Source organism: Pseudarthrobacter sp. Y6 (assembly GCF_050156205.1).
Classification (GTDB): domain Bacteria; phylum Actinomycetota; class Actinomycetes; order Actinomycetales; family Micrococcaceae; genus Arthrobacter.
The window spans coordinates 2,084,873-2,098,820 of sequence record NZ_CP189574.1 but is presented as its reverse complement, the minus strand read 5'-3'; the positions used below and the strand labels follow the sequence as shown (position 1 = coordinate 2,098,820).

Sequence of the window (13,948 nt, the reverse complement as noted above, 5' to 3'; positions counted from 1 at the left end):
TCTACTGGCTCCGCTCGGCAGAAAGCCCAAGCATGCGCGTCCGCAGGTCCGGCCACGATGCTGCGAAACCGGGATGGAGCTCCTTCAGGTCCACCGCATCCAACGGAACCCACTGGAGTTCGAGACTTTCCGGATCGCTGATCACGGGCTCAAAAGGCGCGGTCACCAGCACAATAACGGTGGTGTAGGACCAGTAGCCAATGTCCAGCACAGACGTGAAGAGGACGCTCACGTCCGCGGCCGGCACCGCAGCTTCCTCGTGCGCCTCGCGGAGTGCCCCGGTGACGGCGTCCTCGCCCTCGTGCAATGCTCCGCCGGGCAGTCCCCAGGTACCACCGTTGTGGCTCCACAGGGCGCGGTGCTGCAGGAGAACACCCTTGCCGGGATCATAGGCCAAGACGCCGGCGGCACCGAACCTGCCCCAGAACTTGCCGCGGCCGCCCTCCACCCAGGCGTCACCGGGGTCCCGCGGACCGGACCGGACCGGCGGAAACATGAGGCTCGCATCAGGGGACGTGGCAGCCAAGAAGTGATCCATTCTTTCAGTCTGACAGGTGCCCGATGGCCCTGACGCGCATCCCGGGGCGCGTCAGCCCGTTTGTCCCCCGTGACCGCGTTCGACGGCGAAATCACCGCCGGGGTACATGACGGTTTCGTGTCCGTCGTCGAATCGGACCAAGTAGGGCGGATGACCTTCCTGACCGCGGACTTCAACGATCACCCCGTGCCGGTCCGTAGATCCGACGGTCCTCCCCCGGACGATGATCCTGTCGCCCTGCATTGCCTCCATGGCAATCACCTCCAAGGCCCAGAGTACGACTGACGGGGACCAGGGAACAGGGGTCAGCCGCGTCCCCGGCCGCGGTTCCCGGAAATGCGCTGCAGGTCAGTTCCCTGAGGCGCGATGAGCCGGGCAGCATGGCGGAGCGCGTCGTCGGGGTCCTGGTGCCAGCGGGAGATGACGACGTCGGCGCGCGGGCGGTCGCTTTCGCCCAGACCCTGCAGCAACGGAACCACAACGTCGGCAATCAGGGGGTCCACCAGCTCACCGGTCTGCGCGGATCTGATAAGCCCTCCAGCCGCGTCAGGTCAGTGTGACGGAGGAGGGCCACCCGGGACTGCAGCAACACAACGGCAGCCAGCCGTCGCTCATAGATCGGCCGTCTGCCCGGACCGGGACGGCCCCAAAGGAGCGACGCCAAAGAGGTCACCTCATCATGGTCAAGGTCCTTAAACTTCCTGCCGGCATCGCGGACGGTGCCACGTACGGCTCCCACCGATGATCCATAGGACCCAAGTGCCCCGCCCACCCGGGACTCCACGTCTTCCGCCCGGTACCAGGTGCCCTCGTTCTGCAGGGTGGCGTCGATGAAGCCGGCAGCCTCCTGCCCGCGCTCGTTCACTGCACCCTCCCGTTCGCTGCGACTTGGGTCACGGCACTTGAGTTCACGGCGCAGTTACCGTCCCTGCCGGCCGCCGGCGGCGTGGAGTATGCAAAACGCGGTCGACGGGCGGGCTTCGAGCCGTCCCTCCGCGATGGGATCCCCGCACACGGCGCACGTACCGTAGGTGCCCGCCGCAATCCGCTTCAGGGCCGCGTCCACCTGTTCAAGGCCCGAACTGCTCTGCTGCAGGAGCGCCGATGCCTGCGACAGCTCGAACGCAATGGTGGAACCCTCGGGGTCGTGTTCGTCATCCACGTTGGAATCCTGGCGGGCGGCATTGGCGGAGGAAATGTCCGCTCGGAGGGCCGGGAGGAGGGCGAGTTTCCGGGTGCGCTCTTCTTCCAGCAGGAGCCGGAACCGTTCAAAATCGGACATGGGAAAAGCTTAATGGTTTGGGTCTCGACAAGTGCGGCCAGTGGAGGATGCTGGCAATCGTAAGCGCCTCATATGCCGTCTGGCAGCCAGGGACAGACAGCTGATGGACACAAACTCCACAGAGAAAGTCTGCGTGTTATGCCTACGAACATAGTCACCCAGCTGGAAGTCAAATCCCACAACACGCCAGATGAGAAGCGCCGCCCGGACAAGACTGAAGTCGACATCGTCAAGGTGGGTGACTACACGATAGGCCGGATGACATTCAGTCCCGGCTGGCGCTGGTCCGACTGCATCAAGCCGGTGGTCCAGACCGATTCATGCCAGAACAACCACGTCGGATTCTGCGTTTCCGGCGCCCTCAGCGTCGAAACCACGGACGGCAACCGGATCAGCATCAGTGGCGGCGACTCCTACACCATTCCGCCAGGACATGACGCGTGGGTGGAGGGAGATCAGCCCTTCGTCGGCATTGAATTCCTCAGCGCAGCGGAATTCGCCAAAGCCCCGGGAACGTGACCCAGCGGCCGTCCCAGAACAGGTCAGTACCAGTTGTTGGCCACGGAATGGTTCCACGCGCCGCATGGTGACCTGTAGCGGTCCGCGATATAGGACAGTCCCCAATTGACCTGGGTCCGGTAACTGGTGAGCCAGTCGCTGCCGGCCGTCGCGTACTTACTGGCCGGCAGCGCCTGGGCGATGCCGTATGCGCCCGAGTAGGGGTTGGTGGCGGTGGTCAGCCAGTTGGACTCCTTGGTCCACAGTGACGCCAGGCACTGGAACTGGTCCTGGCCCCAGCCGTAGGCAGCCAACTGCCCGGCCGCGTAGTTTTTTGCGCCGGCGGGGTCGTTCACGGCGCCGCCCGGCACGGACGGCACGACGACGACGGGCGGCGGGGCCGGCGTCGGGCTCGGGACAGGAGCGGGTGCTGGCACTCCCGGTACAGCAGGTGGGGCCGGAGCCGGTTTCTGCGCGGCGGCGAGGGCGGCTGCCTTGGCTGCCGCTTCCGCCTGTTGGCGGGCCTGTTCCTGGGCAGCGGCGCGCTTGGCGGCCTGCGCTGTCTCGTACGCGGCCAAGGCCGCCTGGCCCTGCCGGAACTCCCCCTCCACCGCAGCGGTGGTGCCCTTGAGGGAGGCCAACTGCGCGGTCAGTTCCTGGCCGTGCTCCTGCTGCTCCGCAATCTGCCGGGACATGGCCTGCTGGGCGGACTGGGCGGCGTCGAGCTTGGCTTTGGCCTCGACGGCAAGGCGCTCCCTTTCCGCTTTGGCTGCCTGTTCCTGGTCGGCGAGGGCGCGGGAAGTGCGTTCGGCGGCTGCGGATTTGTTCACCAGGGAAGCGGTCTTGTCGCTGACGATCTGGACGATATTCAGGCCTTGAATGCTGTTGGTCTGTACTGCGTCGAGGGCAACGAAGAAACCCATGTTGGTGCCACCGGTCTTGTACGACTGGGCCGCCAGGGCGCCGATTTCCTTTTTGTACTGTCCCAGTTCGGCCGCGGCGCGTGCGGTCTGGGCGGTGAGTGCGTCCACGGTGGAAGTGGCGGCCTGAAGCGCCGCGTCGGCCAGGGCATACTCCGCGGCGGACGTCACGGCCGCATTGCCCAGCGCCTCCGCTTCGGTCTGGAGCCCGCCCAGCAGCCCGTTGATCCTGGTGACCTCTACCGCTTTTCCGGCCTCGCTTTGCTTGGCGTTCTGCACGTCCTGCCACGAGGGATAGCCGCCCGGCGGCGCGTCGTCGCCAGCATGTGAGGGAAGCAGCGCAGCCGACCCCACGAGGACGACCGCCAGCATGCCCGCGAAGGCCGGCAGCCGCATTTTTTGAACAATCCGGGACATAGTTGGTGAGCTTACCGGGCATATACGGATTACGGGGCCTGACCAGCAACATCGTTACCGTCTCAGTACTGCTCCTGTGACGCGTTGGGGGTGGCCACCCAGACTGTCCGGGTGGCGCGGGGTTCCAGCTCGATGCCGTCGGAAATCCGCTCCCGTAGGTCTTTCACGGCGTCGCGGTCGTCCGCGGTCAGGGCTGCCAGGTGTGAGAAGCGCGCGAACCACTGCTGGGCGTACTCCCGTGCGGCCGGGGTCACGGGTGCGATGGTTGTGACTTCGGACTGGGTGACGCTGAACCCGGCGGCCTCGATGACCGGCGTCCAGTTCGGGTGGTGGTTCCACCCCTCGGCTGCTGCAGCGGCGTGGCAGCGCTGCTCCAACAGCGCTCCGCTCGGATGGCTTAGGAAGCGGGGCAGAGCGGCGAGCTCGACGACGACCAAGACCCCACCCGGCGACAGCGCCCGACGGACCCCCGAGAGGAGCTGGGCGGGGTGGGCGACGTGGTGTAGCGAGGACGATGCCCACACCAGGTCAACCGGCGCCTCGGTCGCTGCATCCGCCGTGATCAAGGAGCCGGCAAGCGTAGGGAAGCCGTCGTCGAGGTCGGCCTCGATCACGGCGAAGCCCAGCTTGCGAAGCAGCTCGAGCATCTGCGGGTCGTTGTCGATGCCCGTGACCGTGGCGTCGGGGTACCGCTCGCGCAGCAGCCGGCTACCTGCGCCGGTGCCGGCGCCTAGGTCAACGACGCTGCGCGCAGTTGGCACCCCTGTCAAGTCCAGGACGGCTGCGAGGTGGTCGCCGAACACTTCGGCGTCGAGGTCGAGGAAGCGGTGCTGGTCATGACTGCCAGGTCGCTGGTGGTGCTGGTGGTTCATGCTGATTCCCTTTGTGCTGTAGTCGTAGTGCCCATGTCGGCGGGTTTCTGCAAATCATCAAGGCCATGGCGTCGGTGACCCAGAACGATCTTGGAAACGGCTGCTTCCGAAGCGGCCGCGAAGGGGCCGAAGTGCCCTTCGACGGCCCGTCGTGTTTCCTCTTCTATGAGGTCCGCGTTGATCCTTGCGCCGGTCATGACACCTTCGGCCGCCGCGGTGATCACCTGAGCGGTTAAATTGGAGACATTGCCCGCCGCATAGACGCCGCGGACGGCCGTCGCACCCATAGCGTCGGTCTCGATAAACCGTCCGGCCCCCGACGGGTGCAACTGAGAACTTACCCCGAGTGATTCCAGAAGCGCGGATCTGGCCTCTACCCGTGTCCCGACAGCGAGGGTCTGTACGTCGAACGAGGAGCCCTGGCGGAGCGTGAGCCCCGTGAGGACACCACCGACAGCGTCCACAGAGGCCACGGTGCCGTCTACGACCATTACGGACCGGGCGGCGAGCTTGTCCCACTCCTCGTCGGTGGGTTCCACGGTGTCGTTGAGAAAAAGGGTGATGTCCCGGGACCACTGCCTAAACAACAGTGCCTGGTGGACGGATAGCGGGCCCGTGCCCAGCACGCCAATCCGTTGCCCACGGATTTCCCAGCCATGGCAGTAGGGGCAGTGCACCACGCCCTTTCCCCATTGCTTCCGCAGCCCGTCGATGGGAGGTAGCTCGTCTGTCAGGCCGGTGGTGACGAGGAGGCGTCTGGCGGAGAACCGGCGGGTATCTGCGAGAACAACTTCAAATCCGTAGGGGGTTCGCCGTGCCGAGACCGCTTCGCCGTCAATGACCGTTCCTCCGTAGGAGAGCACTTCGCTGCGTCCGATGGTCAGGAGCTCCCGGGGGTTCATACCGTCCCTGGAAAGATAACCGTGGACACCCGCCGCTGGTGCGTTGCGGGGAGTTCCGGAATCGATGACCAGCACCGAGCGCAGCGCCCGGGCCAGTGTTGTGGCCGCGCTGAGTCCCGCGGCGCCGCCGCCAATGATCACAACGTCATAGTGTGCGGAGTCCATGTTTGTTGTCCTTCGTTGCGTCCTGAAAGTTCGCCGCCAACGTCCGGAGGCGGTTAAACCAGCATCCGCCGCACGAAAAGGTTTTGGCAAACATTGTTGCTGTTATGGCAAAATGACGGTATGGCAAATGAACTTGATGACGTTCTCGGGGCGGTGGGCCCCCGGCTTCGGGCGCTCCGTACGGAACGGAACCTCACACTCGGAGATGTGTCCTCTGCCTCCGGTGTATCGGTGAGCACACTGTCCCGCCTTGAATCCGGCCAGCGCAGGCCAAACCTCGAAATCCTGCTGCCCCTCGCGAGGTTGTACGGGGTTCCCCTCGATGATCTGGTGGGCGCCCCGCCCACCGGGGATCCCAGAATCCACATCCGCCCCATCACCCATGCCGGGATGACTGCTGTTCCCCTGACACGCCGCTCGGGCGGATTGCAGGCGTTCAAGATGGTGCTCGACGGCGGTGCCCGCGGCGCCGAGCCTGATCCCCGCGTTCACGAGGGCTACGAATGGCTTTACATCCTCAACGGACGGCTGCGTTTGGTGCTGGGTGACAAGGATTTCGAACTCCGCCCTGGCGAGGCCGCGGAATTCGACACGCACACCCCGCACTGGTTCGCCAGCGCCGACGGAAAACCCGTCGAGTTCATCAGCCTGTTTGGACAGCAGGGAGAGCGGATGCACGTACGGGCGCGGCCCAAGACCTCGTAGCCGAAGTCCACTCCATCAGCTGGCTCGCTTAGGTCCCGCAGAAGGTCCGGTAGTTCCCGAAGTCTTCAGGGGCGGGGCCGGCGTAATGTTCCAGGCCGGGGCGCGGCGTGTAGGGATCGGCCAGGACGGCCATCAACCGGCTGAAGGGGTCCAGGTCGCCTGCAATAGCAGCGTCAAGAGCCTCTTCAACCAGGTGGTTCCTGGGGATGTAGACGGGGTTGACGCGGTCCATCAGGTCCGCGTCCGGTTTCAGCGCCAGCCACAGTCCGGCCCAGGCGTCGAAGGCTCCGGGGTCCGCAAACATGGACCGCGCAGTTTCCGGCGTGCCGCGGGCCGCCGAGCCGAGGCTCCGGAAGAACGACGTGTAATCAACCTGGCCTTCCCGGAGCAGCGCCAGCACGCCGTCCACCAAGGGCGACGCGACGTCGTCGTGCGTGTCCGAGCGCAGCCCAAGCTTGGCCTTCATGCCGGCTGACCAGGCAGCGCTGTACAGCACGCGGAAGGCGCCGAGGGATTCCACAGCGAGCGCCACGGCCTGATCCTGGTCTTCATGGAGCAGGGGCAGGAGTGCTTCGGCGAGCCGGGTGAGGTTCCACTCGGCAATGACCGGCTGGTTGGCGTAGGCGTAGCGTCCGTCCGCGTCGATGGAGCTATAGACCGAAGCGGGGTTGAAGGCGTCCATAAACGCACACGGACCGTAGTCGATGGTCTCGCCGGAGATGGTCATGTTGTCGGTGTTCATCACGCCGTGGACGAAGCCCACCAGCATCCATTGCGCCAGCAGGGACGCCTGGGCGGCTATGACCGCATCGAAGAACGCGAGATAGGGCTTGTCGGCCTGCGCCGCGTCCGGGTAATGGCGGCTGATGGCATGATCGGCCAGGCGGCGGAGAAGGTCCGCGTCGCCGTTGACGCGGGCAAACTGGAAGCTGCCGACGCGCAGGTGGCTGCTCGCCACCCGGGTGAGCACAGCCCCGGGCAGCATGGTTTCGCGGCGGACGGGCCGGCCCGTGGCCACCACGGCGAGGGACCTCGTGGTGGGGATGCCCATGGCGTGCATGGCCTCGCTGACGACGTACTCGCGCAGCATGGGACCGACGACGGCGAGACCATCACCTGCGCGGGCGAACGGTGTCCGGCCGGAGCCCTTGAGGTGGATGTCCCGCAGCTGCCCGTGGATGTCTGTGACCTCACCCAGCAGCAGGGCCCGACCGTCGCCGAGCAGGGGCGAGTAGCCGCCGAACTGGTGCCCGGCATAGGCCTGGGCCACCGGTGTGGCACCTTCAGGAATCTGGTTTCCGATGAGCAACCGTGTCCCGTCGGGCGTGAGCAGCGAGGCCGGGTCCAGGCCCAGCTCGCTGGCCAACGGCTCGTTCAGGACCAGCAGCTGCGGGTCAGGTGCTTCCTCCGCCTGCCACGGAACCGCCAACTCCTCAAGTTCCCGGGCGAAACGCCCGTCGAAGGAGAGCGTTAATGGGATTGCGGTGCTCATCCTTCAAGACTACCCGTGGCAACCGCCCGTACCGCGGCAGATCAGAGGTGCTGTCTCAGACGTGCTGTCTCAGACGTACTGTCCGAACCAGGTGAGGGTGTCGTTCCAAGCAGCCGTGGCCTGGGTTTCGTTGTAGCGCTCGCCGGTGTCGTTGTGGAAGGCATGGTCCACGCCGGGGTAAACGGTGAGCTGATGCGTCACGGTGGCGGCGTCCAAGGCATCGCGGAGGCCCGGCATGGCGCCGGTGATCCGCTGGTCGAGTTCGGCATAGACCCCGAACGCCGCTGCTTTGATGGCCGGCACCTTGTTCAGGTCCGGCGCTGGCCCATAGAACGCGGCGGTGGCCTTCAGCCCGGCCAGCTCGGTTGCCGCCTGCCAGGTAATGCCGCCGCCGAAACAGTACCCGTTCATGGCGATGCGTCCGGAGTCCACGAAGTCCTGGGCCTGAAGGTAGTCAAAGGCGGCGGCGAAGTCAGCAACATGGCGTTGTGCTCCTGCCCGGGTCAGGGCACCGGATACGGCGTCGGTGTCCAGGCTGCCGGTGCCCCCTTCCCTGCTCAGCAGGTCAAGGGCCAACGCCGCATACCCGGCCTTGGCAAAGCGGCGGGCAACGTCCTGGATGTGAGGGGTCAGGCCGCGGTTCTCGTGGCAGACCAGCACCGCCGGGCCGGCTGCGCCGGATTCAGGCCGGGCGAGGTAACCACTGATATCGGTTCCGTCGGCGGCGAACCGGACGGTCGCCGTCGTAAGCCCCGCGGCGCCCTCCGGGACGGACAGCGGACTCTTGGCACCCGGCACAGCCCCGGCAGAAGCGGTGCCCGTGCCCGCCGTCGACGATGACGGGGTGGGCGTGGGCATGGGGTCGGTGCTGCGTGGGACTTCCTCGGGCGTGCATCCCACGAGCAGCATCGCGGCAGATGCCGCCGTCATGCTTCCCATGATGAATGCGACCCGGCGGGTGAAGGTGCGGTGCGTCATTGCGCCGGCGCGGTAGTCGTCGAAGAATTCCTCGATCAGGTACCGTTCAAACGTTCCAAGCTGGACCATAGATGGCCTCCTCGGGTGAGGCTCATATCCTTCTCCGAAGCCGGCCATCCTGCAAGGTGTCCCCAGCCCTGGGTTAGAACTGCTCGGCCGGGATGGAAAACCCGAGGTCCAGAAGTCCGCGGCCAGCCTGTTCCAGGATCGGATCCATGGTCAGCGAGGCGTGGTTGAGCAGCACGTTGACATCGCGCTGGATCCGCTGAAGGGGGTGCGTCAGCCGGTGCACACTCCCTCCGGAGCCCGTCAGGATGAGGCGGACAGCCTCGGCCGACGCCGCGCCGCTGAGACCAAGCGAAAGCCGGTACCGAGCCCGCTCCTCATCAGTGAAAGCGACAGGCCGGCGGCCGTAGGAAGTGGCCACTACCCGGACCGCTTCCTGCCAGTGCAGCCGCGCAGTGGCCACCTGTCCGTAGGCCTGGGAGAACCTGGCCTGCGCGAGCGGCGAATCCGCCTGCCGCGCCTGCGTTGTCTGCTTGACCTTGCGCATCATCATCAGGTCCTGGAACACCTCAAGGGCGTGCTCAGCGGCTCCCAAAGCGGCGGCCGGAGCAACCATGTTCAGGAACGTGGCCATGGGGATGTGGATGTTCGGATCCGGGTGGATGCGGCTGCCGGGATTGTCCGCGGCCGCCAAGAGGTTCCACTCCAGGGCACGGTGCGCCGGGACAAAGAGATTCTCCGACCGGAGATCGTTGCTCCCGGTCCCCCGCAGGCCGGCCGTGTGCCACACGTCCAGCAGTTCAAGATCGGACACCGGGACCAGGCACTGCAGGCGGACGTCGGCGTGCTGCACGGCCAGGAGTGCCCATTCGGAGTGCATGATGCCGGAGGCGAAGCTCCAACGGCCCGAGATGGTGAAACCGCCGGGAACCTTCTCTGCTGTACCTGGAGGCGCGCCGGTGGCGGCGGCCAAGGGGGCCGGCCCGTTGGCGAACACTTCGTCCTGCGCTTCCTGCGGCCAGCGGGCCAGCATCCAGACATGTTCCACCAGGTGCCCGACGCTCCAGGCTGTGGAGACACATCCCTGGGCGAGGCGGCGAACTACCTCCACGTAGGTTTCCAGCCCCATGCCGAAGCCGCCCACGGCCTTCGGGGCAAGCATCTGGAACACCCCTGCTGCCTTCAGTGCAGCCATGGTGGCTTCCGGGATGCGGCGGATCTCCTCGGTTTCCGCTGCGCGCTCACGCAGCCGGGGAACGAGGGCATCCACCCTGGCCAGCAGCTCGTCATGCGTCGGGACGGTAACAGCCGCCGCGGTCGGCATCACGGCCGGGAGCACCTCTTCGGGCAGCTCGATGGTGTGCGCTGTATGGCTGCGCTTCGCGGCCAGGTAGCGGTGGTTGGCCTCCGAGAGGTGCACTCCGGTGGGGACCTGCTCCGCGACGTCTACGCCAAGGGCCGTCAGCTGCCCCACCTTGTCCGGGTTGTTGGTGAGGAGGCGGATCCGGCCCGCGCCCAGCGCGCCGAGCATCTGGGCGGCGGCGCTGTAGTCCCGCTCGTCCTCGCCGCGGCCCAGGGCCACGTTGGCTTCGTACGTATCCAGGCCGGTGTCCTGCAGGGCATACGCGTCGAGCTTGGAATACAGGCCGATGCCGCGCCCTTCCTGCCGGAGGTACAGCAGGAAGCCCCCGACGGCGGCAATCTCCTCGACTGCCTCGCGCAGCTGGGGTCCGCAGTCGCAGCGCTCGCTGCCGAATACGTCGCCGGTGAGGCACTCGCTGTGGAGCCGGACCAACGGCGCCTCGCCGTCCGGACCCTGGTTCAGGAGCGTTTGCTCCCATGCGCCGAGGGCGAGCAATAGGTGCTCTTTACCGTCGGCCAGTCCATTGAACGTCATGATCTCGGCGGTGGCCGCGAAACCATCAGGGAAGCGCAACGGGACGGTGACCTGGCTGCGGACAGTGGCGGGTTGTTCGAATGGCCGCGCGACGGTCTCGGACATGACGGTCATCCGGGCTCCTCAGGAAGTCTGGCAGTACTTGAATGTTGAAGTAAACAGTACTGGCCATTAGTTCACGACGCAAGTGATGTCCTGGACATAAAACTTCACTCTTGAAGTAAATGCCTTAGACTTGCCCTATGGAAATTCCCGAGGAGCCACGCTGGCTGAGCAGCGATGAACGCGAAGTGTGGCTGACCCTCGTGGGCATGATGATGAAGCTGCCCGCCGCCCTGGACGCCCAACTGCAGCAGGACGCCGGGATAAGCCACTTCGAGTACATGGTCCTGGCCGGACTATCCGAGGCTCCGGCCCGCACGCGCCGGATGAGCGACCTCGCGGGATTCACCGAGTCCGGCCTCCCCCGCCTGTCCCAGGTTGTCAGCCGGCTTGAAAAACGGGGCTGGGTGCATCGCTCCACGGATCCGTCCGATGGACGCATCACGCTGGCCACGCTCACCGACGAGGGCTGGGAGAAGATCACGCAAACCGCTCCGGGACATGTGGAGGCCGTCCGCAGCCTCGTGTTCGATCCCCTCACCAAGGCGCAGTCGCGCCAGCTGGGGAGCATCGGCAAGCGCATCATGGGCGCCATCGACCCCGAGGACCGCTGCCTGGGCCAAAGCGCCCCACCCTGAAAAAGAGCAGGGCTCTTTACCCGTCCACCCGATCGCGAGGAATGACCGGCTGGGCGGAGTCTGTACCCTTGAGGCGTGGGACATTCAGCGGTCATCATCGGCGCGGGAATCGGCGGCCTGAGCACAGCACGGTCCCTGAAACGTCACGGCTGGTCAGTGACGGTACTGGAGCAGGCTGCGGCCCTGCCGACGTCGGGCACCATGCTGGGTATGTGGCCGGCCGCGATGAAGGCTCTCGACGACATTGGTGTTGACGCCTCACGCCGCACTGATGGCTGGGCGCATATTGCTACCGGCGCAGGAACCCGACTCTGGACGCCGGCCGGCTGGCCGTTGGTGACAGCCCCAGGCGGCGCCGACCTGAACCTGGTCTCCCGGCCCGCGTTGCTCGCCGCGCTTGCCCGGGACATCGACGTCAGCTTCAACACGCAGGTCGTCGACCCCGGCCAGCTGGACGACGCAGAACTGGTGGTCGGTGCAGACGGCACGTTCAGCCGCACCCGACAGCGGATGTTAGGTGACCGGTTCCGCGCCCGTCCGCTTGGAGCCGTCGCATGGCGAGGCACCGTCAACGGCGCCGTAGCCGAATACGGCGAGACCTGGGCCCCCGAGGCACTGTTCGGCATCACACCGGCAGGTCCTCATGCGACCAACTGGTATGCATGCATCCGCGCCGATCAGACGTTTAATGGACCCCACCTGCCCCACATCGTGAACCATTTCGGGTCCTGGCACCGCGGCGTGCAGGAGCTGATAGACAGGATCGAAGAAGGGGCCATTTTGCATCATGGACTCTTCGAGGCGCCCAAGTTGCCGTCGTACATCATCGGGAAGACAGCGTTGGTAGGCGACGCCGCCCACGCAATGGCGCCCTTCCTTGGGCGAGGCGCCTGCGAGGCCATCGTTGACGGAGCCACGCTGGGGCGATCCGTGGCGCAGGCCTCCTCTATCGAGGCGGGTCTTGCCGTGTTCGACAAGGAGCGCAGGGCGCGGACGCAGCGGCTGGTGCTTGCCTCACGACTCATGGGCCGATTCGCCATGATGGATACCGGCTCAGGAATCCGCAACGCCGCGGTCGGTACCGTCGGCCAGCTGATGAAGCCCAGGCCGCGGCGGGATCCCACGCTCCGCAGTCACTAAGGGGCGTCAGTCACGCGGGCGCATGAGCCGTGGATTGAGCACTGCATGCGTTGGCTGGCCTGCTGTCGGGCGGCTTCCTGCTGACGCCGGAGGACATCGTTCGTCAGTGAGGCGTGGCCCTCCCCCATCACCGGAGTCGCCTTGACCGAGGGTGTGCTGGAGGCGGGTGAAACGCTCCGGATCACCGTGGCATCCGACCAGTTGGTGGTATTCGGTGACGGCATGGAATCTGACCGCCTGACCGCATCCTGGGGGCAGGAAATCACGGTGCGATTGGGCGAAAGGCCGCTGCAGCTGGCGGTGCAGGAACTGCGCTGGTCACAGGTGGACAGGGTCGTCCGCCACCAGGGCGCCGATGTCCGGACCTCTGAAATGGTGAGCGGTCCACGTCCGCCTCAGACCGCTTCGCCAATGCCGGCCAGGTCGGGGGCCAGTGCCAGGGGCGGGCGCTGCAGCCGCGCGAGTGCGGCGGCGGCTTCACTGCCTGGTTCTGCGGCGTAGGTGAGGATCCGGTGGCCGGAATCGTCCGGCATGGTCAGGACCTCAAACCAGACTTCCAGGGACCCGAGCTGCGGGTGGTCCAGGGTCTTGCGCCCTGACATGCAGTTCTCGACCGGGTGTTCTGCCCACATGGTCGCAAACTCAGGGCTTTTGAGGGTCAGTTCCCCGACGACGGCGGCCAGGTCCGTGTCGTCCGCGAACCGTCCGGAGAGCAACCGCAGGGACGCGACGGCGCGGCCGGCCTCGGAGCGCCAGCGCGGGTAGAGGCTGCGTGTGGCGTCATCCAGGAAGAGCATCCGGGTCATGTTCGGCCTACGGGACGGAGTGTCCGGGGCGCCGAAGTCCAGGTGCGAGGCAACCAGACGGTGCCCGGCCTGATTCCAGGCTAGGACATCGGTGCATTTGCCCAACACCACCGACGGAACACTGCCCATGGAATCAACCAAACGCTTGGTTCCGGGCCGCACATGGTCAGGCCGGTTCCGGGACGATTTGGGGTTGCGCCGTTTGATTCCGGAGAGGTCCGAAAGGTGTTTCCTTTCCACCTCGGTCAGCGCCAGGGCCCGGGCAAGGGCGTCGATGACCGTGTCCGAGGCGTTCACGTGCTGGCCCTGTTCCAGCCTGGCGTAGTAGGTCACGCTCATTCCGGCCAGCATGGCCACCTCTTCACGCCGCAGCCCTTGCACACGCCGGGTGCCATAATCCATCAGCCCGACGTCTGCCGGGGTCAGGGCGGCCCGTCGTTTGCGGAGGAAGTCGCCCATGGCCGTTGGTTGGTTCATACCTGTGAGTATTCACGATCATTCGCGAAGGTGGGTATCACTGCCAGTGCTACCCACAACACGGCGTGGCTGTTCCGGCCTGACGTCGTCAAGGTGGAGAGGAAAACCCACCC

Annotated in this window: 17 protein-coding genes; 4 read left to right on the top strand and 13 right to left on the bottom strand. The window is 66.0% G+C overall.

All coding sequences use genetic code 11. The features are described 5' to 3' along the window. Window position 1 precedes the first annotated feature (1 nt). Genes ACQCSW_RS10085 through ACQCSW_RS10065 form a run of 5 tightly spaced genes read right to left on the bottom strand, consistent with a single transcriptional unit; the run spans window position 2 to window position 1,820 of the window. A complete protein-coding gene (locus ACQCSW_RS10085) occupies window positions 2-538 on the bottom strand; it encodes an NUDIX domain-containing protein (RefSeq protein WP_426985546.1) in 537 nt (178 codons plus the stop codon). 51 nt (window positions 539-589) lie between these two features. Next, window positions 590-790, bottom strand: a complete 201-nt coding sequence (locus ACQCSW_RS10080; protein ID WP_354250160.1) for a DUF1918 domain-containing protein — start codon at window positions 788-790, stop codon at window positions 590-592. Between the two features lie 53 nt (window positions 791-843). Further along, window positions 844-1,041, bottom strand: coding sequence for a hypothetical protein (locus tag ACQCSW_RS10075; RefSeq protein ID WP_426985544.1), 198 nt, complete (start codon window positions 1,039-1,041; stop codon window positions 844-846). Further along, window positions 1,029-1,403: a hypothetical protein gene (locus ACQCSW_RS10070; protein ID WP_426985542.1), complete on the bottom strand. Its 375-nt coding sequence runs from the start codon at window positions 1,401-1,403 to the stop codon at window positions 1,029-1,031. Before ACQCSW_RS10070 ends, ACQCSW_RS10075 begins: the two co-directional genes overlap by 13 nt. A gap of 54 nt (window positions 1,404-1,457) precedes the next feature. Continuing rightward, window positions 1,458-1,820: a TraR/DksA family transcriptional regulator gene (locus tag ACQCSW_RS10065; RefSeq protein ID WP_426985540.1), complete on the bottom strand. Its 363-nt coding sequence runs from the start codon at window positions 1,818-1,820 to the stop codon at window positions 1,458-1,460. Between the two features lie 138 nt (window positions 1,821-1,958). Here ACQCSW_RS10065 and ACQCSW_RS10060 point away from each other — a divergent pair, with 138 nt between their 5' ends. After that, a complete protein-coding gene (locus ACQCSW_RS10060; protein WP_426985538.1) occupies window positions 1,959-2,339 on the top strand; it encodes a cupin domain-containing protein in 381 nt (126 codons plus the stop codon). Between the two features lie 23 nt (window positions 2,340-2,362). On the opposite strand, the gene ACQCSW_RS10055 is transcribed toward ACQCSW_RS10060, so the two are convergent. From ACQCSW_RS10055 to ACQCSW_RS10045, 3 genes are all read right to left on the bottom strand, one after another. Further along, window positions 2,363-3,634: a lytic transglycosylase domain-containing protein gene (locus ACQCSW_RS10055; protein WP_426985536.1), complete on the bottom strand. Its 1,272-nt coding sequence runs from the start codon at window positions 3,632-3,634 to the stop codon at window positions 2,363-2,365. Between the two features lie 83 nt (window positions 3,635-3,717). Then, a complete protein-coding gene (locus ACQCSW_RS10050; RefSeq protein WP_426985534.1) occupies window positions 3,718-4,527 on the bottom strand; it encodes a class I SAM-dependent methyltransferase in 810 nt (269 codons plus the stop codon). Continuing rightward, window positions 4,524-5,594, bottom strand: coding sequence for an NAD(P)/FAD-dependent oxidoreductase (locus ACQCSW_RS10045; RefSeq protein ID WP_426990586.1), 1,071 nt, complete (start codon window positions 5,592-5,594; stop codon window positions 4,524-4,526). Before ACQCSW_RS10045 ends, ACQCSW_RS10050 begins: the two co-directional genes overlap by 4 nt. Window positions 5,595-5,714: 120 nt before the next feature. On the opposite strand from ACQCSW_RS10045, the gene ACQCSW_RS10040 reads away from it, so the two are divergent. After that, a complete protein-coding gene (locus ACQCSW_RS10040) occupies window positions 5,715-6,299 on the top strand; it encodes an XRE family transcriptional regulator (RefSeq protein ID WP_354250152.1) in 585 nt (194 codons plus the stop codon). Window positions 6,300-6,327: 28 nt separating this feature from the next. Here the strand turns inward: ACQCSW_RS10040 and ACQCSW_RS10035 are convergent, their stop codons facing one another. The 3 genes from ACQCSW_RS10035 to ribA all read right to left on the bottom strand — a co-directional run bounded on the left by ACQCSW_RS10035 (window position 6,328) and on the right by ribA (window position 10,786). Further along, the gene (locus ACQCSW_RS10035) at window positions 6,328-7,791 is read right to left on the bottom strand and encodes a protein adenylyltransferase SelO (protein WP_426990585.1); all 1,464 of its coding nucleotides are present in this window, start codon (window positions 7,789-7,791) and stop codon (window positions 6,328-6,330) included. A gap of 69 nt (window positions 7,792-7,860) precedes the next feature. Further along, a complete protein-coding gene (locus tag ACQCSW_RS10030) occupies window positions 7,861-8,838 on the bottom strand; it encodes a dienelactone hydrolase family protein (protein ID WP_426990584.1) in 978 nt (325 codons plus the stop codon). 73 nt (window positions 8,839-8,911) lie between these two features. Next, window positions 8,912-10,786 (bottom strand): GTP cyclohydrolase II RibA, encoded by a 1,875-nt coding sequence (gene ribA, locus ACQCSW_RS10025; RefSeq protein WP_426990583.1) that lies wholly within the window; start codon window positions 10,784-10,786, stop codon window positions 8,912-8,914. A gap of 128 nt (window positions 10,787-10,914) precedes the next feature. On the opposite strand from ribA, the gene ACQCSW_RS10020 reads away from it, so the two are divergent. Together ACQCSW_RS10020 and ACQCSW_RS10015 are read left to right on the top strand one after the other, a co-directional pair. After that, the gene (locus ACQCSW_RS10020) at window positions 10,915-11,412 is read left to right on the top strand and encodes a MarR family winged helix-turn-helix transcriptional regulator (protein ID WP_426990582.1); all 498 of its coding nucleotides are present in this window, start codon (window positions 10,915-10,917) and stop codon (window positions 11,410-11,412) included. A gap of 75 nt (window positions 11,413-11,487) precedes the next feature. Beyond that, entirely contained in the window at window positions 11,488-12,552 is a 1,065-nt protein-coding gene (locus ACQCSW_RS10015; RefSeq protein ID WP_426990581.1) for an FAD-dependent oxidoreductase, read from the top strand. Here the strand turns inward: ACQCSW_RS10015 and ACQCSW_RS10010 are convergent. Beyond that, a complete protein-coding gene (locus tag ACQCSW_RS10010) occupies window positions 12,549-12,776 on the bottom strand; it encodes a hypothetical protein (protein WP_426990579.1) in 228 nt (75 codons plus the stop codon). The genes ACQCSW_RS10015 and ACQCSW_RS10010 overlap by 4 nt on opposite strands. 171 nt (window positions 12,777-12,947) lie before the next feature. Next, window positions 12,948-13,835, bottom strand: coding sequence for a helix-turn-helix transcriptional regulator (locus ACQCSW_RS10005; RefSeq protein WP_426990578.1), 888 nt, complete (start codon window positions 13,833-13,835; stop codon window positions 12,948-12,950). Window positions 13,836-13,948 lie beyond the last annotated feature (113 nt).

Excerpts from the sequence above, each read along its gene's own strand:
- ACQCSW_RS10005 (WP_426990578.1), bottom strand. The coding sequence starts at position 13,835 with ATGAACCAACCAACGGCCATGGGCGACTTCCTCCGCAAACGACGGGCC.
- ACQCSW_RS10050 (WP_426985534.1), bottom strand. The coding sequence starts at position 4,527 with ATGAACCACCAGCACCACCAGCGACCTGGCAGTCATGACCAGCACCGC.
- ACQCSW_RS10020 (WP_426990582.1), top strand. The coding sequence starts at position 10,915 with ATGGAAATTCCCGAGGAGCCACGCTGGCTGAGCAGCGATGAACGCGAA.
- ACQCSW_RS10060 (WP_426985538.1), top strand. The coding sequence starts at position 1,959 with ATGCCTACGAACATAGTCACCCAGCTGGAAGTCAAATCCCACAACACG.
- ACQCSW_RS10065 (WP_426985540.1), bottom strand. The coding sequence starts at position 1,820 with ATGTCCGATTTTGAACGGTTCCGGCTCCTGCTGGAAGAAGAGCGCACC.
- ACQCSW_RS10085 (WP_426985546.1), bottom strand. The coding sequence starts at position 538 with ATGGATCACTTCTTGGCTGCCACGTCCCCTGATGCGAGCCTCATGTTT.
- ACQCSW_RS10010 (WP_426990579.1), bottom strand. The coding sequence starts at position 12,776 with ATGCCGTCACCGAATACCACCAACTGGTCGGATGCCACGGTGATCCGG.
- ACQCSW_RS10040 (WP_354250152.1), top strand. The coding sequence starts at position 5,715 with ATGGCAAATGAACTTGATGACGTTCTCGGGGCGGTGGGCCCCCGGCTT.
- ACQCSW_RS10035 (WP_426990585.1), bottom strand. The coding sequence starts at position 7,791 with ATGAGCACCGCAATCCCATTAACGCTCTCCTTCGACGGGCGTTTCGCC.
- ACQCSW_RS10045 (WP_426990586.1), bottom strand. The coding sequence starts at position 5,594 with ATGGACTCCGCACACTATGACGTTGTGATCATTGGCGGCGGCGCCGCG.
- ACQCSW_RS10080 (WP_354250160.1), bottom strand. The coding sequence starts at position 790 with ATGGAGGCAATGCAGGGCGACAGGATCATCGTCCGGGGGAGGACCGTC.
- ACQCSW_RS10055 (WP_426985536.1), bottom strand. The coding sequence starts at position 3,634 with ATGCGGCTGCCGGCCTTCGCGGGCATGCTGGCGGTCGTCCTCGTGGGG.
- ACQCSW_RS10030 (WP_426990584.1), bottom strand. The coding sequence starts at position 8,838 with ATGGTCCAGCTTGGAACGTTTGAACGGTACCTGATCGAGGAATTCTTC.
- ribA (WP_426990583.1), bottom strand. The coding sequence starts at position 10,786 with ATGACCGTCATGTCCGAGACCGTCGCGCGGCCATTCGAACAACCCGCC.